22 protein-coding genes are annotated in these 26,309 nt (G+C 73.6%); 11 read left to right on the top strand and 11 right to left on the bottom strand.

The window, feature by feature from the left end:
- A partial coding sequence (locus ACZ53N_RS26290) for an amino acid permease (protein ID WP_469143259.1) occupies positions 1 to 1,425 on the bottom strand: 1,425 nt, incomplete at its 3' end.
- Positions 1,426 to 1,509: 84 nt separating this feature from the next.
- A complete protein-coding gene (locus ACZ53N_RS26285) occupies positions 1,510 to 3,537 on the bottom strand; it encodes a phage holin family protein (protein WP_469143258.1) in 2,028 nt (675 codons plus the stop codon).
- Positions 3,538 to 3,790: 253 nt separating this feature from the next.
- On the opposite strand from ACZ53N_RS26285, the gene ACZ53N_RS26280 reads away from it, so the two are divergent.
- The 3 genes from ACZ53N_RS26280 to ACZ53N_RS26270 all read left to right on the top strand — a co-directional run bounded on the left by ACZ53N_RS26280 (position 3,791) and on the right by ACZ53N_RS26270 (position 5,815).
- On the top strand, positions 3,791 to 4,315 hold the full coding sequence (locus ACZ53N_RS26280; protein WP_469143257.1) for a GNAT family N-acetyltransferase: 525 nt from the start codon (positions 3,791 to 3,793) through the stop codon (positions 4,313 to 4,315).
- Positions 4,316 to 4,403: 88 nt separating this feature from the next.
- Positions 4,404 to 5,186, top strand: coding sequence for an MBL fold metallo-hydrolase (locus ACZ53N_RS26275; protein WP_469143265.1), 783 nt, complete (start codon positions 4,404 to 4,406; stop codon positions 5,184 to 5,186).
- Entirely contained in the window at positions 5,183 to 5,815 is a 633-nt protein-coding gene (locus ACZ53N_RS26270) for a DedA family protein (protein WP_469143256.1), read from the top strand. The genes ACZ53N_RS26275 and ACZ53N_RS26270 overlap by 4 nt, the downstream gene beginning before the upstream one ends.
- A gap of 138 nt (positions 5,816 to 5,953) precedes the next feature.
- On the opposite strand, the gene ACZ53N_RS26265 is transcribed toward ACZ53N_RS26270, so the two are convergent.
- Positions 5,954 to 7,186 carry an aminotransferase class I/II-fold pyridoxal phosphate-dependent enzyme gene (locus ACZ53N_RS26265; RefSeq protein WP_469143255.1) on the bottom strand — a complete coding sequence of 411 codons (1,233 nt, stop codon included), beginning with the start codon at positions 7,184 to 7,186 and terminating at the stop codon, positions 5,954 to 5,956.
- 265 nt (positions 7,187 to 7,451) lie between these two features.
- On the opposite strand from ACZ53N_RS26265, the gene ACZ53N_RS26260 reads away from it, so the two are divergent.
- The 5 genes from ACZ53N_RS26260 (at position 7,452) to ACZ53N_RS26240 (ending at position 11,303) form a co-directional block, all read left to right on the top strand.
- Positions 7,452 to 8,945, top strand: a complete 1,494-nt coding sequence (locus ACZ53N_RS26260; RefSeq protein ID WP_469143254.1) for a phosphatase PAP2 family protein — start codon at positions 7,452 to 7,454, stop codon at positions 8,943 to 8,945.
- 76 nt (positions 8,946 to 9,021) lie between these two features.
- Complete coding sequence (locus ACZ53N_RS26255) at positions 9,022 to 9,831, top strand: class I SAM-dependent methyltransferase (RefSeq protein WP_469143253.1); 810 nt, start codon at positions 9,022 to 9,024, stop codon at positions 9,829 to 9,831.
- A 60-nt stretch (positions 9,832 to 9,891) separates the two neighbouring features.
- Complete coding sequence (locus ACZ53N_RS26250; protein ID WP_130881464.1) at positions 9,892 to 10,242, top strand: VOC family protein; 351 nt, start codon at positions 9,892 to 9,894, stop codon at positions 10,240 to 10,242.
- Positions 10,243 to 10,368: 126 nt separating this feature from the next.
- Entirely contained in the window at positions 10,369 to 11,022 is a 654-nt protein-coding gene (locus tag ACZ53N_RS26245; protein WP_469143252.1) for a GmrSD restriction endonuclease domain-containing protein, read from the top strand.
- Positions 11,022 to 11,303 carry a hypothetical protein gene (locus ACZ53N_RS26240; RefSeq protein ID WP_469143264.1) on the top strand — a complete coding sequence of 94 codons (282 nt, stop codon included), beginning with the start codon at positions 11,022 to 11,024 and terminating at the stop codon, positions 11,301 to 11,303. The genes ACZ53N_RS26245 and ACZ53N_RS26240 overlap by 1 nt, the downstream gene beginning before the upstream one ends.
- Before the next feature lie 123 nt (positions 11,304 to 11,426).
- On the opposite strand, the gene ACZ53N_RS26235 is transcribed toward ACZ53N_RS26240, so the two are convergent.
- From ACZ53N_RS26235 to ACZ53N_RS26225, 3 genes are all read right to left on the bottom strand, one after another.
- The gene (locus tag ACZ53N_RS26235) at positions 11,427 to 13,442 is read right to left on the bottom strand and encodes a DUF5107 domain-containing protein (RefSeq protein WP_469143251.1); all 2,016 of its coding nucleotides are present in this window, start codon (positions 13,440 to 13,442) and stop codon (positions 11,427 to 11,429) included.
- 134 nt (positions 13,443 to 13,576) lie between these two features.
- Positions 13,577 to 14,980, bottom strand: coding sequence for a CoA transferase (locus ACZ53N_RS26230; protein ID WP_469143250.1), 1,404 nt, complete (start codon positions 14,978 to 14,980; stop codon positions 13,577 to 13,579).
- 321 nt (positions 14,981 to 15,301) lie between these two features.
- Positions 15,302 to 16,261: a helix-turn-helix transcriptional regulator gene (locus ACZ53N_RS26225; RefSeq protein ID WP_469143263.1), complete on the bottom strand. Its 960-nt coding sequence runs from the start codon at positions 16,259 to 16,261 to the stop codon at positions 15,302 to 15,304.
- Positions 16,262 to 16,579: 318 nt separating this feature from the next.
- Here ACZ53N_RS26225 and ACZ53N_RS26220 point away from each other — a divergent pair, with 318 nt between their 5' ends.
- Together ACZ53N_RS26220 and ACZ53N_RS26215 are read left to right on the top strand one after the other, a co-directional pair.
- Entirely contained in the window at positions 16,580 to 17,524 is a 945-nt protein-coding gene (locus ACZ53N_RS26220; RefSeq protein WP_469143249.1) for a Gfo/Idh/MocA family protein, read from the top strand.
- A gap of 54 nt (positions 17,525 to 17,578) precedes the next feature.
- Entirely contained in the window at positions 17,579 to 18,358 is a 780-nt protein-coding gene (locus tag ACZ53N_RS26215) for an alpha/beta fold hydrolase (RefSeq protein WP_469143248.1), read from the top strand.
- Between the two features lie 25 nt (positions 18,359 to 18,383).
- Here ACZ53N_RS26215 and ACZ53N_RS26210 read toward each other — a convergent pair whose 3' ends face one another.
- Positions 18,384 to 19,763, bottom strand: a complete 1,380-nt coding sequence (locus ACZ53N_RS26210; RefSeq protein ID WP_469143247.1) for an FAD-binding oxidoreductase — start codon at positions 19,761 to 19,763, stop codon at positions 18,384 to 18,386.
- A 22-nt stretch (positions 19,764 to 19,785) separates the two neighbouring features.
- Entirely contained in the window at positions 19,786 to 20,763 is a 978-nt protein-coding gene (locus ACZ53N_RS26205; protein WP_469143246.1) for an antibiotic biosynthesis monooxygenase, read from the bottom strand.
- Positions 20,764 to 20,856: 93 nt separating this feature from the next.
- Between ACZ53N_RS26205 and ACZ53N_RS26200 the strand changes: the two genes are divergently transcribed.
- A complete protein-coding gene (locus tag ACZ53N_RS26200; RefSeq protein WP_469143245.1) occupies positions 20,857 to 21,444 on the top strand; it encodes a nucleoside deaminase in 588 nt (195 codons plus the stop codon).
- A 36-nt stretch (positions 21,445 to 21,480) separates the two neighbouring features.
- Here the strand turns inward: ACZ53N_RS26200 and ACZ53N_RS26195 are convergent, their stop codons facing one another.
- The 3 genes from ACZ53N_RS26195 to ACZ53N_RS26185 form a co-directional block, all read right to left on the bottom strand.
- The gene (locus ACZ53N_RS26195; RefSeq protein ID WP_469143244.1) at positions 21,481 to 22,320 is read right to left on the bottom strand and encodes an alpha/beta fold hydrolase; all 840 of its coding nucleotides are present in this window, start codon (positions 22,318 to 22,320) and stop codon (positions 21,481 to 21,483) included.
- Between the two features lie 148 nt (positions 22,321 to 22,468).
- The gene (locus ACZ53N_RS26190) at positions 22,469 to 23,389 is read right to left on the bottom strand and encodes an alpha/beta hydrolase (RefSeq protein WP_469143243.1); all 921 of its coding nucleotides are present in this window, start codon (positions 23,387 to 23,389) and stop codon (positions 22,469 to 22,471) included.
- A gap of 136 nt (positions 23,390 to 23,525) precedes the next feature.
- Positions 23,526 to 26,291: a helix-turn-helix transcriptional regulator gene (locus ACZ53N_RS26185; protein ID WP_469143242.1), complete on the bottom strand. Its 2,766-nt coding sequence runs from the start codon at positions 26,289 to 26,291 to the stop codon at positions 23,526 to 23,528.
- Between the last annotated feature and the right edge of the window lie 18 nt (positions 26,292 to 26,309).

The following is a 26,309-nucleotide window of genomic DNA, read 5'->3' as shown; positions in this document are numbered from 1 at the left end:
GTGGTGGCCATCGCCCGCCTTGGCGAAGGTGTTGACCACCGAGGCGGCGGGGGCGGGCTGCGGCCTGGAGCCGAGGAGAGCCACCGCGGCCGGCCCCTCGGCAGTACCAGCCGAAGGCCGACGGGCCACGATCCACACGTAGACGAGGATGCCGACGAAGAGGAAGAGCACGCCCTGGTACACCGCGGCGTATCCGGCGCCCGCGACCAGCCAGAAGGAGAAGGCGAACGCGCCCAGGGCGAGCACCATGTCCCGCGTGAAGCGGGCCGTGCGGATCTTCTCGCGCTGCCCGGTCAGCAGGAAGTAGACCTGCGCGGCGGCGGACAGCAGATACGGGACCGTCGCGGAGAACGTCGTGATCAGCACCAGGATCTCGAAGACCCCGGCCACGCCCGACGTGTAGTTGATGACGGTCAGCAGCGAGGCCAGGATCGCGGCGGCCAGCACGCCCGCCGTGGGCACCCCGCGCCGCTTCTTCGCGAACACGGCGGGGAACAGCCCGTCCTCGGCCGCCGCGTAGGGCGCCTGGGCGCTCATCAGCGTCCAGCCGTTGAGCGCGCCGACGATGGAGATCACGGCGCAGGCCGCGATCACCGTGCCGCCCCACTCGCCGCCGAACATCGCGTTGACCGCGTCGGAGAACGGGGCGGTGGAGCCGACCAGCTTGTCGTGCGGGACGCTGCCGAAGACGGCGAGCGTGCCCAGCAGGTAGACCACGGCCGCGCCGATGGTGCCGAGGACGCTGGCGCGCCCCACGTTGCGCTCCGGGTCCCGGACCTCGCCCGCACTCATCGCGGCCGACTCGACGCCGACGTAGCTGTAGAGCAGGATCGCGGCCGCGGCGGTGAGCCCGCCGGTCCAGTTGCCGTTGCCCTCGGTGAAGGAGCCGAGGTTGTCGGGGTCGAAGAAGAACATCCCGATGACGGCGACGAACAGCAGCGGCACGAACTTCAGCACCGTGGAGATCATTTGGACCGCGCCCACCCAGCGGGTGCCGGCGAGGTTCGCCAGCGCGGGCAGCCAGATCATGGCCAGCGCCAGTGCCAGGTCCCCGGCCTTGGAGCCGTCGTCACCGGTCAGCACGTGGACGTAGCCGACGCCCGCGACCGCCAGCGCGGCGTTGCTGACCCAGGTCATCGTCCAGTACGACCAGGCGGAGAGGAATCCGGCGAAGTCACCGAACGCCTCGCGGGCGTAGACGTACGGGCCGCCGGTGCGGGGGAAGCGCTCGGTGAGCCGCCCGAAGACGAGGGCGAGCGCGATCGCACCGATCGTGAGGACGCCGAAGGCGAGCAGGCTGACGGTCCCGAACGGGGCGACCGAGGCGGGAAGCAGGAAAATGCCGCCGCCGATGATGTTCCCCATGACCAGAGCTGTGGCGGTGGGAAGGCCGAAACGGCGTGACGTGCCGTCGGTTTCGTGCATGGGGTGGTGCGCCTCTCGTCCTGCTGGCGAAATCGCCGGTCGTGCGACAACACATGGTTCAACGAGGCGCGACACTCCGCCAAATCACTGAGTTTTGTCAAGCATTCCCGGGTCGCCGACCGCAAAAGGTGCAGGCAAATCGCCCATCGGCAGCGATTCGTCCGCCACCCCTCGATGAACCGGAATTCGATCCACCGGTACCTGCGGCCCGCTCGCCTCACGCAGCCAGCGCCGCAGCACCCGGTGCACCGCCTCCGCGCCGACCAGCTCCTCGCCCTCCCCGACGGGCGCGCTCAGCTCCTTCGGCCACAGCAGGAACGGCCGGCCCTGCTCACCGCCCAGCCCGCCGTGCGAGCCGATCTGCTCCTCGAAGGCGTGCACCTCGCCGGTCGCCGGGTCGTAGGCGGAATTGACCATGATGTCCGCCGTGTGCGGGAAGCCCGCCGTGCGCCGCACGGCCTCCTCCGCGCCGGGGCCGAGCGCCCGCAGCGGGCTGTCCTCGGCGCCCTCGCCGGTGTCCAGCCGGTGCTCCGCCCCGCCGGGGCCGAGGACGACGGGCCCGTGCTCCTCGGACCGCAGGAGCAGGAAGCCGATCCCCGGGTGGTCGGCGAGCGTGCGCAGCAGCCCGGGGTGCCGCTCCTCGATCAGCTCCCGGCTCGCCCGGCCGGGCAGGTCGGGGAAGGAGACCAGGCCGAGGTTGCCCGACGCCAGCACGACCGGCTCCCGCCCGGCGCCCGGCGCGAGACCGGCCCGCACCAGCTCCTCCAGGGTCAGGCCGTAGCGGGCCGCGAAGGTCTCGCCGGGGCTCTGCCCGTGGTCGGAGAGGAGCACCAGGCGGTACGGGCGCGGGGCGTGCTCGGTGACCTTGGCGATCAGCGTGATGGCGCGGTCGAGGCCGCGCAGCACCTGGTGGGTGTCGCGGCCGCGGGGACCGGAGTGGTGGGCGACCTCGTCGTAGCCCACGAGGTCGGCGTAGACGGCGGTGCGCCCGGAGAGGATGTCGCCGATGACGGCGGCGACGACGACGTCGCGCTCGACGACGGTCGCGAAGGCGCGGACGAAGGGGTAGAGCCCGCCGCGGCCGAGGCGGGGCTGCTCCCGGCGGAGCTTGGCGCCCAGGGACTGACCGATCTCCCGGAGGACTTCGGCGAGGTAGGAGACGGCGGTGCGGGTGGCGTTGGCGGGGTCGGAGAAGTAGGCGAAGTAGCCGGAGCGGGAGCGGTTGTGTCTGCCGCGGCGGGCGGCGACGGACAGTACGAGGGCGAGTTGGTCGGCGCCGCCGCTGAAGAGGTTGCCGCGGCTGGCGCCGTCGGCGCTCAGCAGCCCGCCGTCCCGGGTGCGGGCCACCGCCCGGCGCTGGAGCTCGGCCGCGCCGGCGGGCCGCCCGCTGACCAGCACCTCGCCGGTCTCCTTCTCGTACCAGCGGAAGGCGGGCACGTCCTCGTTCGTGCCGTGCAGGATGCCGAGCTGGCTGGCACCGGTCTGGCTGGACCAGTCGGTGCGCCACGCGGTGAGGCGATGGCTGTCGGCCACCCACCCGGCGACGGTCTCCATCAGCGCCGGTCTGCGGCGTCCGCCCGCCCCGGTGCGCGGCCGCAGGGCCTCCAGGAGCACGTCGTGGCCGACGCCGTCGAGCTGGAGGAAGACCGTGCCGGGCGTGGTCCGGGGGCCGCCCTCGGCGCCCCGGCGGCGTCTTTTGCGGTCGGCGAGGCGGGCGAGGCGCCGCCGGTAGGCCCCGTCGTCGCGCACGGCGAGGAAGGTGCTGGTGGCGGAGGAGGCCGCGGACATCGCGGCGGCGACCACCACGGCGGTCTCCGGCTCGGCCGCGCCGCTGCCGACGGGCACCAGACGCAGGGCTATCAGCAGCAGGGAGCCGTTGAGGAAGAACACCAGCAGCCCGAGCACGAAGGCGGGTACGAGCAGCAGGGCCCGTACGAGCACGGGCCACACCAGCGCGCTGAGCAGGCCGAACGCCCCGGCCCCCAGGGCTGCGGTGATCGCGATGCGGGTGGTGCTCTCGCCGTCGGCGGACTGGAGCCGGAAGTCGGGCAGGACACCCGCGAGGAGCAGCATGGTGAGGGTGCTGACCGCCCACACGGCGACGACCCTCATCAGGGCTCCGCCCACGGTCCGCCATCGGGGCCTGCGCAACGCGTTTCACCTCACGATCGCCGCCGGTGCCGGGTCCCCGGTCTTCGGCCTTCCGGGCTTTCCTCCAGCGTGGCACAGCGGTGGTACGGACGACGGCCGGGCCGCAGGGCGGCCCCGGGGCGGCGATGTCACCTCCGCCCCTCTCAATCCCCGTCCTTCACAGATCATTCCCCTCTCACGTGGCTTCGGTCCCGTCGCTGGGCAGGATGGCGGCATGACCTCCCTTCGCACCCCCCGACTGACGCTGCGCCGCTGGCGCGAGGACGATCTCGACGCGATGGCCGCCATCAACGCCGACCCGGAGGTGATGCGCTGGATCGGGGACGGTTCGGTGCGGGACCGGGCCGAGACGGCCGAGTCGATCGCCGCGTGGGAGCGGGAGTGGGAGGAGCTGGGCCTCGGGCTCTTCGCCGTCGAGGTGCGCCAGAGCCGCCAACTGGCCGGATTCGTGGGGCTGTCGGTGCCGCGCTTCCTGCCGGAGATCCTGCCGGCGGTGGAGTTGGGCTGGCGGCTCGGCCGCCCGTTCTGGGGCAGCGGTCTGGCGACCGAAGCGGCACGTGCGGCTTTGCACTTCGCGTTGCGCGACCGCGGTCTGGCCCGCGTCGTCAGTGTCCACGCCGTGGGCAACGACGCGTCCGAGCAGATCATGCGCAAGCTCGGCATGCGCCGCGAGCGGGAGACGACGCACCCGGTGCACGGGCTGCCGCTGTGCGTCCATGTCGTCGAGGCGCGGTCCTGAAGTCCCGCGCGGGGACGGCTGAACTACGCTCGGGACGCGTACACGCGTGACGGAAGTGACGTGGGAAGCGATACGGGGAGGTGCCCGGGTGCCGGTGGAGATCACCTGGTGGGGGCATGCCACCGCGACGGTGGAGGATTCCGGGGTGCGGGTACTGACCGACCCGCTCTTCGCCCGGCGGCTCGGGCATCTGCGCCGCCGCCGGGGCGCGCTGCCGCCCGCGGCGGCGGCCGTGGCGGACGTCGTGCTCGTCTCGCATCTGCACGCCGACCATCTGCACCTGGGTTCGCTGGCCCGGCTCGCCCCCGGCACCCGGCTGGTGGTGCCCCGGGGCGCGCCCGCCGCGGTGCCCGGGCTGCGCAAGGTGGCCACCGCCCGGGGCCTGCTGGTCAGCGAGGCGGCCCCCGGCGACGAGCTGACCGTCGGGACGGTGCGGGTGCGGGCGGTGCACGCCGAGCACGACGGACGGCGGCGCCCGTACGGGCCGCACCGGGTGCCGGCGCTCGGCTATGTGGTGCGCGGCGAGGCCACGACGTATTTCGCCGGTGACACAGGACTGTTCGAGACGATGGCCGACGAGGTGGGCCCGGTGGACGTGGCGCTGCTGCCGGTCGGCGGCTGGGGCCCGTTCCTCGGCCACGGGCACCTGGACGCCGGCCGCGCGGCCCGGGCGCTGGCCCTGCTCGACGCCGCGAGCGCGGTGCCGGTGCACTACGGCACGTACTGGCCGATCGGCATGGACGCGGTGCGGCCGCACGAATTCCACGCACCGGGCGAGGAGTTCGTCCGGCTCGCGGCACGGTCGGCGCCGAAGGCGGTGGTGCACCGGCTGGCCCACGGCGAGTCGGTGCGGCCGACGGAGGCCGTGTGATCGGGTCACTGGCCGAGGCGGTGACGCGGGCCGTGCCACCGGAGTCGACGCAGCAGGCGGTCGGCTACCCGTCGCTGTTCCTGCTGGTGGTGCTGGGTGCGCTGGTGCCGGTGGTGCCGACGGGCGCGGTGGTGAGTTCGGCGGCGGTGGTGGCGTTCCACCAGAGTTCCCCGTTCTCCCTGCTGTGGGTCTTCCTGGTCGCGGCCGGCGCGGCCTTCCTCGGTGACCTTGCGCTGTACGGGCTCGGGCGGCGGGGGGTCGCCTCGCGGGGCGGCTCCCGCTGGCTGGCGCGGCTGCGTGAGCGGGCGGCGCCCGAGCGGCTGGCGCAGGCACGGGTGGGATTGGAGGAGCACGGGGTGACGGTGCTCGTCCTGTCCCGACTGATGCCGGCCGGGCGGATCCCGGTGATGCTGGCGTGTCTGCTCGCGCGGGTACCCGCGCGCCGTTTCGCCCGGGGCGCGCTTCCCGCGGCGCTGGCGTGGGCGGCCACGTACCAGGTCATCGGCGTCCTGGGCGGCTCGCTGTTCGCCCGGCCGTGGCAGGGCGTGGTCGCCGCCGTCGCCCTGACGGTGGCGGTCGGCGCGGCTCCCACGGTGTGGCGTCGACTGCGGCGGGGCTCCGCCGGTTAGGCGGTGTCGTCCGCGGGATGCTGTGCTGTGTCCTCAAGTGCCGGACGGGCTGCTTTCAGCTCGTCCGGCACTTGAGGACGCGCCCGCAGGGCGCCAGCGGCGGCAGGCGGCAGGCGGCACAGACAGCACAGCGGGACGTCAGCCACCGGCGAGCTCGCCGAAGACCGTCCCCAGGAGGCTCAAAGCCGCCCGCACGTCCGGCACTTCCAGCGGATCAGGCGCATCGAAGGCCCGCTGCCGCTGTTCGTCGGTGCTGCCCAGCAGCGGCGGTGTGGACAGCCGGACCCGCAAGGCGTCGGGGCTGTCGCCGAAACGGTGACCGCCGGGGACGGGGCGGCCGAGCCGCGCGCTGAGGTGCGTTTCCAGATCGACGGAGTCGGTGATGGCCCGGGCCGCCAGGGGCGCACGGAGTTCGCCCAGGTCGGCGTAGAGATAGGGGCCGGTCTGCGGGGGGCGGCAGAGCACCCCGGCGGCGGAGAGCCGCTCCCGGGCGGCGGCGGCGAGGGAGCCGTAGAGGTGGGACAGGGCGGCGGCCCGGGCGCGGATGGGCTGGGGCTCGCCCAGCGCGTAGGCCGCGGCGGCGGCGATGGGCGGCGGCAGTTCGGCCCGTACGGCGGTGAGAGCCGAGGTGACCCTGGCCCGCAGGATCGGCCCGCGCCCCTGTGCGGGGAAGCGGGCCACGGCGGCGGGCCAGGCGGTGGGGGTGAGGGACCCCGCGAGGTCGGTGAGGACCACGACGTGTCCGGGGATCATCTCCGCCGGCCCGACGAAGACGGTGCCGTGCGGGTCGTGCCGGGTGTCGCGCCACGTCTCGTCGCTGATGACGGTCAGTTCCTCGGCGACGGCGGCCTCGCACACCTCGTGCAGGATCTCGGGCGGGGCCACGGTCCCGGTGGGGTCGTCGGCGACGGACAACAGCAGCACCCGCGGTCTGCCGCCCTCGGCGCGGATCCGCCGCACGGTCTCCAGCATCGCGAACGGATCGGGGACGCCGCCGCTCTCGGCCGTGACGGGCACGTGGTACGCGGACCGCCCGGCGAGCCGGGCGAGCGGCCCGTACCCGGCGGCGCACGGCCGGGTCAGCAGCACGTCCCCGCCCGCCGCCGCGAACAGCGCGAGCAGCAGGGGCTCGGCGCCCGGGGCCGCGATGACGTCACCGGGGCCGGTGGGAAGTCCGCGCCGCGCCCAGTACCCACAGGCGGCGGCCCGCAGCTCGCTCCCGCCCCCGACGGCCTCCGGCCCGGTCCGCCCGGCCGCCTCCGCGACCCGCGCGGCGAGCTCCGCCAGCACGGGCAGGCCGCGCTCCGGTGCGGTGAGAGCGGGAAGCGCTTGCGCTTGCCGCTGCGCTTGCGCCTGTGCCTGCGCCCGCATCCGTACCTCCGACCGGCTGGCCTGCCCTTGTCCACTTTCGCAGATGCGGTGGTCCCTTGCGGGGCTACGTGGTCAGCCGGGTGACGGCACCGCTGCGCGGCGGGCTTTTGACCTTTGCCGGGTGCGGCGCCGTTGCCGCTGCGCGGGGCTGTGACAGGCCCCCGCAGGCCCGACACCGCACCGAAACAGCCCCGCGCAGCGGACACCGCCCCGCGCAGCGGAAACGCCAGGTGGAAATGGTCAAGGACCGGGTACACGTTTGCGCATGCGACGTGTACTTGGTACGTGGGACCGATCAGCTTTCAGAATGGTTGCCGGCAGGCATTGGCCCGGAGGTGACCGCGTGTTGCCCAAGCTGTCGCGCAGCGCCGATCACGGGGCGTTGTGGCTGGGGCTGGCGGCCGGGGCCGCGGTGGTGGGCGGGCGGCCCGTGCGGCGGGCGGCGCTGCGCGGGGTGGCGTCGCTGGCTGTCGCGTCCGCGACGGTCAACACCGTCGCGAAGGCGTCCGTGAGGCGTCACCGACCGTTGCTGGACGCCGTGCCGGTGATACGGCAGCTGGCCCGGCAGCCGTTCACGACGTCCTTCCCCTCCGGGCACTCCGCCTCCGCGGTGGCGTTCGCGACAGGTGTCGCCCTGGAGAAGCCGGCGTGGGGTCTGGCCCTGGCGCCGATCGCCGCGTCGGTGTGCTTCTCCCGCGTCTACACCGGTGTGCACTATCCCGGGGACGTCCTGGCGGGCGCGCTGCTGGGCGCGGGCGCCGCGTTCGCGGTGCGGGGGCTGGTGCCCACGCGGGCGCAGCTCGCGCCCCCGGCCCGGCCGCGGGCGAGCGCCCCGGCGCTGCCCGGCGGTGAGGGCCTCGTCGTGGTGGCGAACGCGGGCTCCGGTCAGCGGGCGGCGGTGCGGACGGACGTGGCGGAGCAGGTGCGTGCCGTGCTTCCGCTCGCGGAGGTGGTCGAGTGCGGGCCGGAGGACGACAGCGAGCCGCTGGAGAAGGTGCTGAAGGCGGCGGCCGGCCGCGCGGCGGAGCTCGGCGGGGCGCTCGGCATCTTCGGCGGTGACGGCACCGTCAACGCGGCGGCGGCCGTCGCGCGGCGGTACGGGCTGCCGCTGGCGGTCCTGCCGGGCGGTACGTACAACCACTTCGCGTACGACCTGGGCATCGAGTCCGTGGCCGACGCCTGCCGGGCCGTGGAGACCGGAGAGGCCGTGGCGGTCGACCTGGTGCGGTTCACGCCGGCGGACGACGGGGCGGACGCGGACACGACGAAGCATTTCCTCAACACCTTCAGCATCGGCGCGTACCCCGAGCTCGTGCGGGTGCGCGAGCGGTGGGCTCCCCGGATCGGGGCCTGGCCGGCCGGGGTGCTGGCGGCGGTGCACGTGCTGAACTCGGCCAAGCCGGTGCGTTTGTGGGTCGACGGCCGGGAACGGCAGCTGTGGATGCTCTTCGTCGGCAACTGCACGTACCGGGGCGTGGGTCTGGCCCCCGTGCGGCGTCACGACCTGGCCGACGGGGTCCTCGACGTCCGTATGGTCTACGGCGGCCGGCTGGCCCGCACCCGGCTGCTCTTGGCCGCGCTGACGGGCGCGCTCAAGCATTCGCCGGTGCTCGGTTCGGCCCGGGCGCGGCAGTTGCGCATCAGCGGCATCCGGTCCGGGACGCACCTGGCGTACGACGGCGAAATCGCTCCGGCGCCGCACGCGTTGACCATGGCGAAGGAGAACGAAGGGCTGGTCGTCTACCGGCTGCCCGAATGACGAGACGGCACTCTCGCGATCCGAGACGAGCGCCTACGGTAGCGGGACACGGCCCGCGGACACCCAGGGAGTCGCCATGTCGCACGAGACCGCCGTCTACACCCACGGACACCATGAGTCCGTCCTGCGTTCACACAGCTGGCGCACCGCGGCGAACTCCGCCGCCTATCTGCTCCCCGAACTGCGGCCGGACATGGCGGTTTTGGACATCGGCTGCGGGCCGGGCACCATCACGGCCGATCTGGCCGAGCGGGTGCCGCAGGGCGGCGTGACCGGTCTGGACGCGGCGGCGGACGTACTGGAGCGGGCCCGCGCCGTCGCCCGGGAGCGCGGTCTGTCCCACGTCCGCTTCACGACCGGCGACGTCCACGCGTTGGACTTCCCGGACGGCTCCTTCGACGTCGTCCACGCCCACCAGGTGCTCCAGCACGTCGGCGACCCGGTGGCCGCGCTGCGCGAGATGCGCCGGGTCTGCCGCCCCGGCGGGATCGTCGCCGTCCGGGACGCGGACTACGCGGCCATGGCGTGGTACCCGCGCGTCCCGGGGCTGGACGACTGGCTGGATCTGTACCGGCGCGTCGCCCGCGCGGGCGGCGGCGAACCCGACGCCGGGCGGCTGCTGCTGTCCTGGGCGCGGCGGGCGGGTCTCACCGACGTCACCGCCACCGCGAGCGCCTGGTGCTACGCCGGCGAGGACGAGCGCGCGTGGTGGAGCGGGTTGTGGGCCGACCGTACGGTGGCGTCCTCCTACGCGCGACTGGCGGTGGACGGCGGTCATACGGACGAGGCGGGGCTCGAAGGCATAGCGGCGGCCTGGCGGGAGTGGGGGCGGCACGAGGACGCGTGGTTCGCGGTACTGCACGGGGAACTCCTGTGCCGGGTATGAGGCGTGGGGCGAAGTGGTCGCTCCGCCCCCTGATCCCCGTGCGCCAACTAGCCTTGTTCCATGAACATTCTGGGGACTTCGCTACGGGTCTGTGTCGGTGATCTCGACGCGGCGATCGGTGTCTACGAACGGCTGACGGGCGCCGAGGCGCTGCGCTTCCGGCGCGGTGGGGTCGACGTCGCGGCGGTCGGCTGCTTCTTCCTGATGAGCGGCCCGGAGAAGGAGCTGTCGATCCTCCGGAAGATCACGGCCACCATCGCCGTCACGGACGTCGACGAGGCACACGCCGATCTCCGGACCGTGGGCGCGGAGATCATCGCAGGGCCCGTGGCGACCCCGATCGGCCGCAACCTCGTGGCCCGCCACCCGGACGGCTCGGTCTTCGAGTACGTCGACCGCAAGTCCGCCTGACCCCTCGCCCCGGACGACGGCCCCTCCGACGCGCCTCGGCGCCAGGAGGGGCCTCGGCCCGAGGTGACACGCAACCAACCGGGTGACCTGCCCCGCACCATCAGTACCGTCCGGTACTCCTGACGCATGATCACCACGCGCGCCCAGCGCCCGGCCGCCGTCATCGTCCTCGCGCTGGCCGCCGTTCTCGCGCCGGTCGTGGTCTCTCCGGCCGCCGCCGCGCCCGCCGACATGCCCGAGCCGCCCTCGGCGGCCGTCGCCCGCGACGAGCTCGGGAAGCTGACCGTCGAGGCGCCGCACTCGATGGACGGCTACTCACGCGCGAAGTTCCCGCACTGGGCGCAGCAGGGCAACAGATGCGACACCCGGGAGATCGTGCTGCGGCGTGACGGGCAGGAGGTCAGCCAGGACGACGAGTGCCGGGCGGTCTCCGGGAGCTGGAGGAGCCTCTACGACGACAAGACCCTGACGTCGGCGTCACAGGTGGACATCGATCACATGGTGCCGCTGGCCAACGCCTGGCGGTCCGGGGCCGACGGCTGGGAGACGGACCGGCGCAAGGCGTTCGCCAACGACCTGGAGCACTCCCAGCTGATCGCCGTGTCCGCGGCCTCCAACCGGAGCAAGGGCGACCAGTCCCCCGACCAGTGGTCCCCGCCGAGCAGCGCCTACTGGTGCACGTACGCCCGCGCCTGGACGGACGTCAAGCACCTGTACCAGTTGTCGGTGACACAGCCGGAGAAGGACAAGCTCCACTCGATGCTGGACACGTGCGCCTGATGAGCGAGGAGACGCCGCGGCGATACGCGGACGAGGTCACGGCCGGCCCCGGCGGCGCGATGACCGAGGAGGTGGGCGTCGTCACCGGTGATCTCACCGTCGCCACCACCCGTCTGCCCGACGGCCGGGCGACGGTGCGCGTCCAGTACAGCGGCGCGGAGGAGTGGTACACGCTCACCGGCAGCCCTGCCGAGGTCCCGCCGGACGGTCTGGAAGCGTTGCACCTCGCGGTTGTGCGAGCCGTACGTCAGGGTGGTGAGGCGGTCGTACCGGGTTCGTGACAGCTGCGGCCGGAACCGGACGGCACTCCCCGGGCTCCGCCCGGACCCGGCCCTCAACGCCGGACGGGCTGGATTTTCCAGCCTGCCCGGCGATTGAGGACAAGAGCAGAGCCGGGGCTCGTCTCACGACGGTCGCATCCGGTACTCGTAGTGCTCAGGCAGCGGGTGCCGGGCGCGGGCCGTCGCCCGTACGGCGTCGGTGACGGGGCCGTCGCCCGCTTCGAGGCGTTCGGCGATGGCGTACCACGTGTCGCCCAGCGTCTCGTCGCCCTCCCGCAGGTCGGCCACCTCGAAGCCGTCGTCGAAGAGCGCCCGCGCCGCGGGGGCGTCGCCCTGGGCGAGCAGGATCCGGGCTCTCAACAGGACGAAGCGGCCACGTTCGCGGACGGCTGGGCGCAAGGCCCCCAGCACGTCGGCGGCGTCGTCGGCGCGGTCGGCCGCGAGCAGCGCGGTGATCGCCTCACGGCCGAGCGCGGCCACCGCGGCGGCCCCTCCGGCGCCCGCCCCGCATGCCGCACCGGCCCGCCGGAAGGCGTCGAGGAAGCGGTCGGCCGCGCGTTCGCGGTGACCTGACTCCTGGTCGGCGACCGCGAGGCAGCGCAGGGACGGCCAGTGGTCGGCCGCGACGCGCTCCCAGCTGCGGACCGCCTGCGAGCGGTCGCCCGCGTGCCATTGGGCGACCCCCAGGTGGTAGCAGACCACCGGATCCGGCTCCGCCACCTCCAGGTGGTCACGCCACTGCGCGGAGACGAGCGAGGGGCCGGGCGGCAGTGTCGCCGGCGTCTGCGGGAAGCAGCCGGTCCGCAACAGCTCCAGCCACGGTGCCTGTTCCTCGCCCAGCGTCGTGGGGTCGAAGGGCGTGCCGGGCAGTTCGTACCCGCCGCGTTCGACTTCGAGTGCGCCCCAGCCGGAGCCGGTGGCCAGCCGTTCCTTGGGCTCGTGGTCGGCGTAGGGCCGCCACGCGGCGTACGCGGCGTCCACGTCCGCGCGCGGCAGGGTCTCCTCCAGCCGGGTTTCGACCTCGCCGCGCGCGGCGGCCCAGTCGGCGCCGTGGACCCGGCCGGGGTCGGCGGTGAGCGGCCCGTACGCCTCCAGCCAGGCGAACTCCCCGCCTCCTTCCAGGGGGACGTGCTCCAGCTGGGTGCGGGCGAGCCCCGCCTGGATCTCGGCGTAGCCGCCGGTGCCGGGTTCGGTGAGCCAGCGCTGCCAGCGGCGGCCGCCCGCGCCCGCGCCCCACAGGAACAGCTTGCGGCCGCGCAGCAGATCGGTCGAGGTCTGTACGAGTCCGTGCCCGTCGCCGTCCAGCGAGGTGATCCAGCGGCGGGTCCCGTGGGGGATCTCGTAGAAGTAGTCGGCGGGGAATTCGCTGTTCAGCGGGTAGGTGCGGTCGACGCCGTCCCGGCTGGGCACCGGGACGCGGCACAGCGCGCGCTCGTAGCCGAAGTGCCACGCCTCGTCGGCCGGGGCGAGGACGCGGGTGCCTGTCGCTTCCGGTACGGCGATGTTGGACCACCAGTAGACCGGCGCGGGGCGGTCGTGGGGGTTGCGGATCCGCACGCCGACGTAGAGGAAGTCGGAGCCGTCGGGCAGCCACAGGTCCACCTGGAAGGGCAGGTCCCGCAGTCGCTCCCATTCCCACAGGCGCAGCATCTCGCCGCCGCCGGGCGCGGGCACCCGGGCGGCGTGCAGCGGGGCGACGGAGAGCGTCGTGTGTCCGGTCGCGCCGATGTTCCACTCGATGCCGCCGGAGATCCAGGCGCCGTTGAGGGCGAAGTCGGCGGGCTGGAGGACGGGGTTTTCGTAGAGGAGATGACGGCCGGTCGGCTTGTGTTCGATGGAGTGCACCCGGCCGCCGAGGCCGGGGAGGACGGTGACGCGCAGCCGGTCGTTCTCGATGACGACGGCGTCGAGGTCGGTGGAGACCCGCTTGCGGGTGTAGCCGTCGCGCATCCGCACGGGCAAAACCGTGCGCAGGGGCGCGTGGCCGAGCTGCCGGGCCATGTCGGCGGGGAACCCGGAGCGCTGCCGGCTGTCGACGCGATGGACCTGGTCGAGGGGCCGCAGCGCGGGCAGCGGGTTCTCGGGTCCCGGCGACGCGGCGGGAAGGGACAGGACAGCTCGTCGGATGATCGTGGCCACGCCAACCTCGTTCCCTTCCGGGGATCGCCGTACGCCCGGCGCGCCCGTGATCTTCATGACCTTAGAGCGCCCGGGACCCGGCCGAACAGGGCCTTTCCGGCACGCCCTCGCGCCGGTGTGCCGCCCGCCGCGCGTCAGTTCCAGCGCGGGGTGTCCGTTCCCCAACGCCCGGGCGGGTGCGCCCAGTCCCGTGGGCCGCCGTCGAAGGACACGGGCGGCAGCGCGTACCGCAGCCGTCCCAGCGGGCTGTCCCGCTCGCTCAGCCACTCCCCCGCCTCGTCCGCCCGGGTGCCCCCGCCGGTGTCCCGGGTGACCGTCCCGCCCGTCAGCCACGCCGCTGTTTGCGCGAGGGCGAGGCGCGCCACGTGGGTGCCGCCCGCCGTGCGTTGCTCGGTGACCGCGCGCAGGACGGCCGCTGCGAGGAGATAGCCGGTGCCGTGGTCCAGTGCCTGGGCGGGCAGCGCCCCGGGCTGTCCGTCGGGGCCCGCCTCGGTGACGGCGATGCCGCAGGCGGCCTGCACCAGGCTGTCGAACCCGCGCCGTCCGCCCCACGGCCCGTACCCGCCCCAGGCGCTCAACTGCCCGATCACCAGCCCCGGCCGCCGTTCGGCCAGCGCCTCCGGGGAGAGCCCGTAGCGGTCCAGCGCTCCCGGCCGGTAGCCGCTCAGGACCACGTCGGCGTCGGCCAGCAGTACCTCGAACGTGGCCCGGTCCGCCGTGCGGGCGAGGTCGAGCTTCGTCGACCGCTTCCCGAACCCGGTGTCGGTGTGCGCGTCCTGGCTCTCCGGCAGCCGTGGTGAATCGACGCGCAGGACGTCCGCGCCGAGCAGCGCGAGGGTGCGGCCCGCGACGGGCCCGGCGATGACCCGGGTCAGATCGAGGACCCGCAAGGCCTCGATTCCGCTCAGGGCGCGCACCGGTCCGCCGGCGATCCGTTCCACGCTCAGCAACGGCCGGCGCGCGGCGGCGGCGCCCTGCGGGTGGGCCGCCCACTCCTGCGGGGTGCGGACGGCGACGGCGAGGCCGCCCGCCGTGAAGATGTCCTCCTCGGCCTGCTCGGAGGGCAGTGCGGCGAGGGCGGCGGCGACGCGCGCCTCGATACTGGAGGTGTCGGAGGCTTGGGCGCCCTCGCCGATGTCCGGCACGTCGAGCGCGGCGAGGAGGCGGGCGCGGTGGTGCGGGTAGTTGGCGTGCGTGCGCACCCAGCCGTCGGCGGACCGCCAGAACCGCGACAGCGGCGCGAAGACCGACGCCGCACGGCCGTCCACCCGCAGTTGCCGTTCACTGACGAACGCGGTCGCCACCGCCCCGTCGTCCACCCGTACGGCCGGCAGCCGCCCGCCGCCCTGGCACGCGGCCCGCAGCTCGGCGGCGGCCAGGGCGCAGACGGCGACGGTCGCCCGCGCCAGTTCCCGTACGGGGAGCGCGGCCGGGAGCGTGTCGGTGGGGCCGCCGCAGTCGATGCCCGCGGTCAGGGCGGGATCCCCGCCGAGGGCCGCCCAGGCCTGGTCCGTCGCGTCGGTCGATCGCTTGAGCACCCCGCCAGTCTGGCACTGAGTGCCAGGCTCCGGCCAGAAGTTGGTGTGCCTCTGCCGACTGTTCCGTCACATCCGTGCCGCCCGCGTCGGACGAGCCGCGCGCCTCGATGGCGAAAGGTTTCCTCGCACCCCACGGCCTGTCCGACGGGTCTTCGGCTGCGGGCCCGTGGTTGCCGTCTGCGGGCTGGAAGGGGCTGAGCCCAGCCCGAACCAGCCCGTCCGGCGATTGAGGACACCGCCGCGCAGCGGTGGTGCGCCCCCATGATCCACCGGACAGGCCCTGGCTTCCGTCGATCGTCCGCCTGGTGTCTGCCGGAGTGGTCACGTGGTGGCGCGCAGGGTGCGGTGGGCCGTGGTGCGGAGGTGGTCGAGAACCTCGGGGTCCGCGCTGAGGGTGTAGTCGGCGTCGAGGGCGGCGAGGGCCTGGGCGATGCCGGGGAGGTGGTCGCCTGAGCAGTCGACGGTGCAGGTGTTCCGGTCGATCGGTCGGATGCGGGCGGCCAGGGCCCGGGTGCGGCGGCGGGCCGTATCGGCGGGGGTCTGGACGGTCGCGATCGCGCGGTACCGGGCCGGAGCGGTGGCGATCTTGTCGGCGACATGGGCGGCGGGATCGTCGCCGGGGACCGGGCGAGGCGTGAAGCGACGCCGGGTGGAGACAAGGCCCGCGATGCGGTCGAGCCGGTAGACGCGCCAGTCGTCCTTGTCGACGTCGAGGGCGAGGAGATACCAGAGGCCGCCGGAGGCGACGAGGTGGTGGGGGTCGACACGGCGTGAGGCCTGCGGGCCGCCCCGGGTGGTGTAGTCGAACGTGACGGTCTCGTGGTCGCGGCAGGCGGTGGCCAGGGACGTCAGCAGTGCGGGGTCGATGCGCGGTCCGCGCTGGTCCCAGCCGATGGTGGCGGTGGCCTGCTGAAGGGCGGCGACCTGGGCACGCAAGCGGCCGGGGAGAACCTGTTCGAGTTTGGCCAGGGCACGCAGGGCGGTTTCTTCCATCCCGGTGAGGTTGCCGGCGGCGGTGCGCAGGGCGACGGCGGTGGCGGTGGCTTCGTCGTCGTCGAGGATCAGGGGTGGCATGGCGGTGCCGGAGGCGAGGCGGTAGCCGCCGGTGTGACCGGTGGTGCCGACGACGGGATAGCCGAGGTCGCGCAGGCGGTCGATGTCCCGGCGGATGGTGCGGGTGGTGACCTCAAGGCGCTCGGCGAGTTCGGTGCCGGACCATTCGCGGCGGGTCTGCAGCAGGGAGAGCAGACGGAGCATCCGGGCGGGCAGGTCGGTCGTCATGCTCTCCAGAATGCCCTTGTTCAAGGACATGAGGTGTCCTAAAAGGCTCCTACGGTGGAGGCGTGCCCGAGAGGTGGCGGAAGCCACCGTCGGCACCGAGCAGCCGGCCACCGCCGAGGCGGCGGACCGGAACAGGAGGCCGAATCCGTCCCGGTCGGCTGACACACCACCGGGCCCGCGACGGCCCCCAGGCGGCCCCCCGAGCAGGGTCTGCCACACCGGGCCGGGCCTGGCTCGGGTCCCTCTGGCGGCCCCCTCTCACGCCCCGCGCCCGTCTGCTGCGAGACCTGAAAAACATCCGTCCGGAAGGAAGAACCCATGAAGATCGCACTGCTGGGGACCGGCTTCGGCCAGGCCCATGCCGCCGCGTACGCCGCCCGGGGAGACGCCGAGGTGGTGATGTTCGGCCGCGATCCCGAAAAGACCGCCAAGGTCGCCGGCCAGTTCGGCTTCGCCGCCTCCACCGACCTGGACACCGCCTTCACCGACCCCTCCTTCGGCCTGGTCGACATCTGCCTGCCCATCCCGCTGCACACCCCCATGGCGCTGCGCGCCCTTGAGGCGGGCAAGCACGTCCTGACCGAACTGCCGATGGCCGCGACCCTGGAGGAGGGCCAACAGCTCGTGTCGGCCGCCGAGGCGAGCGACCGACAGGTGTTCCTGGACATGTTCGAGCGGTTCATTCCCGCCAACCGGGTCCTGGCCGACGCCGTCCACGACGGCACCTACGGGCGGCTGCGGGAGCTGACCGTCTGGTCGGCGATGGCACCCCTGTGGCCGGGCGCCTCTCTGGGGCTGAGGATGCTGCCGATGGAGGCCATGCACAGCGATCTCGACCTCATCACCCGCGCACTCGGCATGCCGCGCGACATCCATGTCACCGCGGTCGCCCGGGACGCCGACGCGGGCGCCGTCGAGGCGACTTTCGCCTTCGACGGGGCGATCGCCCGCAGCTCGGTGTCCTCGCTGCGCCCGATGCCGTGGGGTGGTCGTGGCGGTTACACCGCCGCCTTCACCGACGGCGTCCTGGAGTCGACCTCCACCATGGGTTACGACGGCAAACCCACCACCACCCTCACTGCCTACACCGGCGACGGCGCCCACGAAGTGGATCTGCCCCCGGCCGATCAGTACGCCGCGATGATCGACCACGTCCTGGCGGTCCTGCGCGGCGAGGCCGAGAACCAGATCACCCCGGCCGGGGCGCTGGACGCGCTGGAACTGACCCTGCGGGTCGACCAGCAGGTCAACGGGGTGCGCTGACGTACGCGTCGCCCGTGCTTCCGTTGCCCCTCACGGTCGGAGGAGACTTGGCCCATGGAACTCATGGTGCCGGTCAAGAACGGCGAGGTCTGGGCGGACGACTCGGGCGGCGACGGCCTGCCCCTGGTCCTGCTGCACCCCGGAATCGGCGACTCCAGCGTCTGGGACCCGATCCGGCCGCGCCTGGCGGAGCGGCACCGGGTGATCCGCTACGACGTGCGGGGGTTCGGCCGTTCACCGGTGGCGACGGCGACATACTCCCTGGTCGAGGACTTGGTGGCGGTCCTCGACCACTTCGGGCTGCGCCGGGTGGCGTTGGTCGGCACCAGCATGGGCGGCGTCCCGGCGGTGGGCCTCGCCCTCGACGACCCCGGCCGGGTCGCCGCGCTCGCCCTGCTGTGCCCGGGCGTCACCGGCTATCCCGGGGAGCTCACCACACCGGAGTTCATGGCCGAGTTGGAGGCACGGGCCGAGGCGGGCGACATGGACGGCATTCTGGCGCTGGCCATGCGCACCTGGGCGGCGGCGGGCGTGGGCGAGGATGCCGAGGCCGCGGCCCGGATCCGGGCGTCGGTCCCGGCCTGGTTCACCAACCAGCCGTACCAGGTACAGGACCCGCCCGCATTCGGCAGACTGGGCGAACTGGACGTGCCCTGCGTGCTGGCGCTGGGCGAACTCGACCAGCCCGAAGTCGTGCGCTGCAACGAGGACATGGCGGCGGCCATCCCGGGCTGCCGCCTGGTGCGGCTGCCGGGGTCCGACCATCTGCCGACACTGCGTGAGCCGGAGGCGGTGGCGGATCTGGTGCTGGAGCTGTGCGACGGAGTGCGATGAGGCCCTCGCGTCAGGGGCCTTCGGGTCAGGGCGCGAGGTAGGACTGGAAGAGGTTGTCCGGGTCCCAGGCGGCCTTGAGCTCCTGCAACCGGTCCCAGTCGGCGGGTGCGTACGCCCGCCGGGCCCGGGAGGCGTCGGCTTCCAGGTCCGTTTCGGCGATGTAGTGGCCGCCGAGCCCCGACGGGTCCACCGCGGCCATCACCTCCCGCAGCCACCGCCGGTTGGCCGCGTCCCCGGCCGGATCGTCCCAGATCGCGTAGCAGACGAGGTAGGAGGAGCCGAGCGGGGAGAAGGCCATGTTCCGCAGCAGGGCCGGGACTTCGGATACGGGCCGTACCGGAGCGAGGACGAGGGACTTGGCGGAGGGGGCGCGGGCCACGGCGTCGGCGGCACGGCTCAGCTGCGTCTCGTACGACTCCGACGACCACAGGGTGTCCGCCGCGTACCGGTGCTGCGGCGGCCACGCCGAACCGGCGCCCGCGTGCAGGTCTGCGAACGAGGTCGGCGTGGGCGGTTGCCGGGAGACGGCGCTGTCGGCGAGGGGGCAGGCGTCCACCGGCTCGAGGGCGGCGCGCGCCTCCTCGCGGGTCGTGGCGAACGCGGTCATGCCGACCGTGACGCGCGGGCCGGACGGGGCGTCCGGGGTGGGTTCGCCGGAGGCGGTGAGCACGAGAGCCGTCTCGACGTTCGCCGGGAGTCCGGCCGCGGTCGCCTCCGCCCAGGCCGCCACGCGAGCGGTGTCGGCCAGGGCGAAAGTGAGGCCGGTGGTCACGACGGCCCCCGGGTGGGGGTGGAGGGCGAGCCGGAAGCGGGTGACGACGGCGAAGAAGCCGGGCCCCGCGCCCCGGGCGGCCCAGAACAGATCGGGGTTCTCCGTCTCGCCGCAGTCGACCGTCTGACCGTCGGCGGTGACGGCGCGGATCTCCCGGACGTCGGCGCACGCCGGCCCCCACGCGCCCGAGTTCCAGCCGAGTCCGCCGCTGAGGAGGTATCCGCCCACCGCGACGGACGGGCAATGGCCCACGGGAAAGGCGAGCCCGTGCGGAGTGAGTGCCGCGACCAGGTCCCCTCCGGTGGCGGCGGGCCCGACCGTGGCCGTCGCCGACGCGGGGTCGACATCGCACTGCCGAAGACGGGAGAGATCGAGCAGCAGGCTTCCGTCGCGGAGCGAGGAGCCGGACCAGTTGTGACCACCGGAGCGGATCGAGACGCGCAGCCCCTCGGAGCGCGCGTGGGCGAGGGCTTCGGGGACGTCCCGCTCGGACGCGGCCCGCACGACGACATCGGGGAAGCGTTCCGGTTTGAGTCCGTTCCACACCGCCTCGGCCCGGGCGGCGTCGTACGCGCGCTCGCCCCGCCGGATGAAGTCCCCTTCGATGCGCGCCGCGGGTGTCCGTCCGGGCATCACGGCCTCCTCGCTGGTGAAGTCAGTGGGTCGTCAGACCGAAGACCACGATGAAGAGCAGATAGCAGAGCACCACCACGACGGCACCCGCCACATGGACGCGGGGACTTCGCGCGCGGGCGGGCACGAGCCAGAAGGCGAGCGCCTTGTTCACCAGAGGCATCAGCAGCCAGGTCAGCGCGCTGACGCTCAGCACGTTCCCGATGAACAGGGCGATGTAGCCGGGCACGCCGAGCCCGTCCAGCTCGGATCCCACGGTCAGGTTCAGCACCATGACGGTGGGATAGAGCGCCAGGATCACGGACATGGCCTGCTTCCAGTTCGGCGGAGCGCCGCCCTGCGCGCCCTTGTCGAAGCGGAACCAGCCGCTGAACGCGGAGCCGACCTTGCGGACGTCGTACGAGGCGAAGTAGTCGCGCCCCTCCTCCAGGAGCCGGGCACGGTCGTCGGACTCGAGCCAGCTCTCCAGGTGTTCGGGGGAATCGAAGCGGAAGACGACGACCCAGCGCTCCTCGACCCCCTTGACCGGTTTGAACATCTCGGTCCCCATGAAGCCGGGCGAGGCCTCCTGCGCCTTGAGGACCTTCTCCTGCCACCGCAGGAAGTCCTCTTCGCGCCCGGGCCGCACCACATGGGAAACGATGGCGGTGACGGTCTCCGGGGCCTGCTCGGCCGGGGCGCCGCCCCGGAGCACCTCCTGGGTCGGGGCCCCCTCGAAGAGTCCCTGTCCTTCGGCGAGCAGGTGCCGGCGTCGGTCCGATTCCAGCCATGCGATCAGACGGCCGATCCCGGAGAAGCGGAAGACCGCCACCCATTCGTTCTCGGCATCGGCGGCGGGCGGGTACACCTCGGCGCCCTCGAACCCCTCGAATTCGCGGGCTGCCTCATTCGTCCTGGCTTGCCAGCGCTGGTACTCGTCGACACGACCCGCGCGCACTTTCTGCGAGGTCACCACCGTGGCATGCTCGGCCGCGGAGTCACGGCTTGCACGTGGACTCACCCGGAGTAGCCTAGTGCATACAGTATTTATAGGGCAAACGGGGCATTTGACGACCGGCTCCGTACCCCTCGTCCGACCTCGCAGAGGGAATCGATGCCGATCGGAGCAACCGTGATGGACCACAAGGAACTCATCACCGAGGCGGTGCGCCTTGCCACCGAATCCGTGGAGAACGGCTGGGGCGGCCCCTTCGGCGCGGTGATCACGCGCGACGGGGAAATCATCGCGCGCGGACAGAACCGCGTCCTGCTGACCGGCGACCCCACCGCCCACGCCGAGGTCGAGACCATCCGCAAGGCCGTGCAATGCCTCAACGCCGAGGCACCGTCGATCGCCGAGGAACGCCAGAACGACAGCACGCTGAAACTGGTACCCCGCCCCGAAGGCTCACCCGACCCCGTGCCCGAACGCGCCCGGATGCTCCAGGGCTGCTCCATCTACATCAGCGGCGCCCCGTGCCCGATGTGCATGAGCGCCATCTACTGGTCCCGGATCGACGCCGTGTATTTCAGCCGCAGCCTGGAGGACACCCGGAGCATCGGCTTCGACGACTCCTTCCAGTACGAGGACTTCGGGAAGCCGCTCGAGGAGCGCAGGATCGACATCCAGCAGATCCATCCGGAGATCGGCGCCCGGGCGTACGACGCCTGGACGAACAAGCCGGACCGGCACCCGTATTGAGGGCCCCGGACCGCGACCGCGGAGCGGCTTCCCGCTTCACGCGCGAGTGCGGTCCGTGAGGAAGTCCGCCAGTACGGCCGTGAGTTCGGCGGGGGCGTCCTCCTGTACGAGATGGCCCGCGCCCCCGATCAGCTCCAGACGTGCCCCGGGGATCGCGGCGGCCAGTGTGTGGGCGCGGTCGACGGGGATCCAGATGTCGTCCGTGCCCCAGCAGATCAGGACCGGCAGATCGAGCGTGCCGTAGAGGTTCTCGATCTCGTCGGTGAAACGCTGGTCCGCCTGAGCGATCTGGCGGTAGAACGCGGGCTGGCCGTCCTCGCCGAGCCAGGGTTCGACGAGCTCGTCCAAGGTCCCGGGGTGCAGTCCGGGGGCGCTGGCCGAGGTGATGTACTCCCGCACCAGCGCCCGGTGCAGTTGCGGTGGCAATGCCTCGAACACGTCGGCGCTCCGGCCGACCAGCCGGAAGAACGGCGACCCCCACGGCGCCAGGGCGACCGGGTCGACCAGCGCCAGCCGGCGGTACCGCGCCCCGTGCAGCAGATGCGCGCGCAGCGCGACCGTGCCGCCGAAGTCGTGGGCGAGGACGGCTGGTTCGGCGAGCCCCCAGTGGGCGAGGAGCTCGGTGAACACCGTGCCCTGCGCGCCGAGCGAGACGTCCTGCCCGGCGAACTTCTCGGACGCCCCGTACCCCGGCATGTCCCAGACGAACACCTGATGGCGCCGCGCCAGAGCGCGCGCCACGGCCCGCCAGGTGTACGACGACCACGGTGTACCGTGCAGCAACACCACCGGATCCCGCCCCGGTTCGCCGAGGCTGTCCCACCGCACCTCGCCCGCGCTGCTATGGAATGTCCTGCTCAACTTCCAGGTGCCCATGGGCCCACCGCCTTCCCTTCGTGATCACATCCAGCGTAGGCCGCCCTGCCACGACCGCCGGGGTGAGGGTGTACGACCGACCAGGGGGCCGTGGTGCGGCGCTCGGGGTGGACGCGGAGCCGCGCGAGAGGTGCGTGAACCAGGGTGGTCAGGGGCGGATGGCGGCCGAAGTGAGGTGCGCGGTGACCACCTCCGCGAGAGGCTCGGCCATCGGAGGCGTGATCATGTGGCCCATTCCCGGAATCATCACCGTCCGTGCGGAGGGGATCTCCTGCGCGATGAGCCTGCCGTGTCCCGGCTTGACCGGTTCGCTCGTGCCCTCCACGACGAGGGTCGGAGCCTTGATCCGCGCCGGCGCGCCGACCGGCTCGAACTCCGGGTCGGCCGCCCAGGCGAGCTGGTGGTTCGCCGCCGTCCGCGGGTCGCGGGCGCGGTCGAAGAGCCGTTCCTCCAGCAGCCGCTGGGCGTCCCCGTCGAAGGGGAGCTCCGCGCCGCCCAGCATCCGGGCGACCTCGATCTGAAAGTCGATCACCTCGGCGCGGCCGGCGGGCGGCGGGCTCACGGCCGCCCGCCGGAACAGCTCGACGAACGCGGGGAGCGGCTCCGGAAGGCTGCCCTCCGGCTGCGGCTCCCCCATGAGGGCCCGCATGAGGACCTGCCCCTCCCGGCCGCCGAGCGGCGAGGAACCGATCACGGTGAGAGTCTCGACCCGGTCGGGGAGGTCCGCCGCGATCCACTGCGCGAGCAGACCGCCCGCCGAGTGGCCGACGAGGTGCGCCCGCTCGATGCCCAGGGCGTCGAGCAGCCCCACGGCGTCGTCCTTGAGGGCGGCGCAGGTGTACGGGTGGGCCTCGAAGTCCCGGGCCGTCGAGCGGCCGACGTCCCGGTGGTCGTAGCGGATGACCCGGTGGCCGGCTGCCGCGAGGCGGCCGACGAACTCGTCGGGCCACAGGGGCGCCTGCGACATCGAACCCATGATGAGCAGGACGGCCGGGTGGGCCGGGTCGCCGAACTGCTCCGTCCAGAGCTCGATGTCGCCGACGCGGATGAGCTGTGCTGCTGCCGTCAAGGTGGCGTTCTCCTGTGTTGGGGTCGCGGTGTCCCGCTGACTGTCCTGCTGGCGTGTCCTGCTGACGTGTCCTGCTGACAAGCGGGAACTCTGCCGCACGGCGGCTACGGGCCCATCCGTAGGACTACTGGTGCGATCACGTGGCCGAACCCGCATGCCTGTGCACGAGCAGCCGGGCCAGCTCGGTCCGCGAGGTGACGCCGAGCTTCGGATACACCTTGTACAGGTGGTACTCGACGGTGCGCGTGCTGAGGAACAGCCGGGCGGCGACGTCCCGGTTGGACAGTCCCTCGGCGACGAGCCGGGTGATCCGCAGTTCCTGCGCGGTCAGGGTGGTGAGGGCGGCCGGCTCGGCCCGGTCGCCCGCCTCACCCGCCGCGCGCAGCTCGCCCAGGGCCCGGCGCTCCCACGGCACGGCCCCCAGGCGCCCGAACGCCTCCGCGGCGTGCCGCAGATGCGGGCGGGCCTCCCCCACCCGGCGTTCCCGGCGCAACCGCTCGCCGAGCAGGAGGGCGGTACGCGCCCGGTCGTACGCGGCACCGGAGTCGGTGGCCAGGAGGTCGAGCGCCCGGCGGAGCAGGTCCGGGGCGGCGCCGTCCTCCGCGACGAGGGCCCGGCAGCGGGCGAGGAGCGCCCGCGCCCGCGGTGACGTCGCGTTGGCCGACCAGCGCTCCAGGAAGCCGACGGCGGCACGGGCGGCCTCCACGTCGCCCGCACCGACGGCGGCCTCGACGCGGTCCGCCGTCGACCCCCACACGGCGGTGGGATGCCCGGTACCCGGGCCGGCGGTGGTCAGCGCGGTGAGCCGCTCATGTGCCTGCTCGAACCGGCCGAGGCCGAGGTCCAGCAGCCCCAGCGCGTACGAGGCGACGCCCACGCGCAGGCCGAGGCGGTGCGGAATGGCGATGGCCAGCGCCTCGTGGGCGTAGGCCCGCGTGTCGGTCTCGTCGCCGCGCACGGCGGCGCAGACGGCGAGGTTCGCCAGGTGCGCGGCGGCGGAGTTGGTGATGCCGGTCTCCCGGGCCAGCGCCAGGCCCTCCTCGGACAGTGCGGCGCTGAGCGCGAAGGAGCTGTTCATGCGCTCGGCGGTGGCGGTGTTCTCCAGGACGACGGGGAGCGTGCCGACCATCCCGGAGACCCGGGCGACGCGGCCCGCGCGGGCACCGAAGCGGGCCGCGACGTCGCCCTCGCCGAGCAGGCTCGCGGCCGCCGCCGCCCACAGCAGGAGCGCGGCGTCGAAGCCGTCGTCCGGGACGGCGTCGAGCGCGCGGCGCAGCCGCTGCGCCCCGCCACGGCTGTCCCCTCCTTGGAGGGCTCCCGTACCGATCAGGACGTTCCGGAGGAACGCGTCGGCCGGGTCGCCGGGTTCGGGCAGTGCCTCGGCCCGGCGGCCGATGAGGACGGCGGCGTCGGTGTCCCCGACGTAGGAGGCGGCCTCGGCGGCGTCGGCCAGGATCGAAAGGCTTCCTTCCGAGGTCTGTTCCGCCGCGGTCAGAAAGGTGCGCAGCGCCTCCGCCGCATCACCCGAGTGAAGCTCGAACCGGCCACTGAGCTGGGCTATTTCCGCCAGCGGCCCGCTGTCCCCCGCCGTCTCCCGAGCGGCGGCCAGTGAACTCCGTGCCTGCCCGGGCCAACCGCCGAGCCAGGCCGCGACGGCCGCGTCCTTCAACCTGAGGGACCGTGTCCGCCGGTCGGGTGTCAGATCCGCCGCGCGGACGAGCGTCCGCGCGGCGTCCGCGTAGCCGCCCCGGGCACGGGCGAGCCCGGCGGCGGCCGCCAGTTCCGCGGCGATGTCCTCGTCCGGTCCCAGCGCCGCCTCCGCCCGATGCCGGGCCCCGCGGCCGGTGTCGCCCGCCTCCTTGGACTCGGCGGCCAGCGCGCGATGAACCGCCCGCCGGTCGGCGGCACCCGCCCCCGCGTGGACGGCCGACCGGATCAGTGGATGCCGGAAGCGGATGCCCGTCGGAGTCACGTCCAGGAGCCCCGCGGCCTCGGCGGCGTCCAGCGCGTCCGCCGCCGCCCCGAGGCGTGCGGCGGCGCGGAGCACCAGCCGCGGGTCGCCCAGGCCCTCCAGCGCGGCGACGAGCAGGACGAGCCGGGTGTCGGCGGGCAGTCGGGCGATCTGCTCGCCGAAGACGGCGCCGATGCCGTCACCGACCGGCAACGGGTCGGGCAGCGGCGCCCGGCCGGTCAGTTGCTCGGGCGTCAGCAGCCCCGCCGTCTCCCGCAGGGCGAGCGGGTTACCGCCGGTGGCAGCCGCGACGAGGGCGGCGACGTCCGGGACGGGGGGCACGGCCGACGTCGCGGCCAGCACGAGCGCGGCGTCCGCCGCGTCCAACCCGGCGACGGTCAGGCCCGGTACGTCCTTGAGCGCGTGGCGGGTTTCGGCCGTGTCCCGCGCGGCGAACAGCAGTCCCACCCCGTCCGCCCCGAGCCGCCGTGCCGCGAACAGCAGGGCGTCGGCCGATGCCCGGTCGACCCATTGGAAGTCGTCGACGACGCAGACCAACCCGTCCGGAACGGCCGCCTCCGCGAGCAGCGACAGCACCCCGGCCGACACCAGGAACCGGTCCTGCCCACCCGTCGGCACGGCCAGCCCCAGCGCGCCCCGCACGGCTTCGCGCTGCGCCTCGGGCAGCGCGTCCACCAGACCGCTGACGGGCCGCAGCAGTTGGTGCAGCGCGGCGAACGCCATCTGGCTCTCCGGCTCGGCGCCCGTCGCCCGCAGCACGCGGGCGGGAGCCGCCCGTTCGGCGGCACGCAGCAGCAGCGCGGTCTTCCCGGCTCCCGGCTCACCCCGCAGCGCGAGCGCCTGCCCGGCACCGGTCCGCACACCGGTCAGGAAATCGTCGATCGCCGCGAGCTCGCGCCCACGCCCGGCGAGCCGGTCAACTGCTGTCATGTGTACGTACATCCCTGA

It is taken from the genome of Streptomyces sp. NPDC033229 (assembly GCF_055576875.1).
The sequence above is the reverse complement of the archived record's forward strand: the minus strand, read 5'-3'. Positions and strand labels throughout refer to the sequence as shown.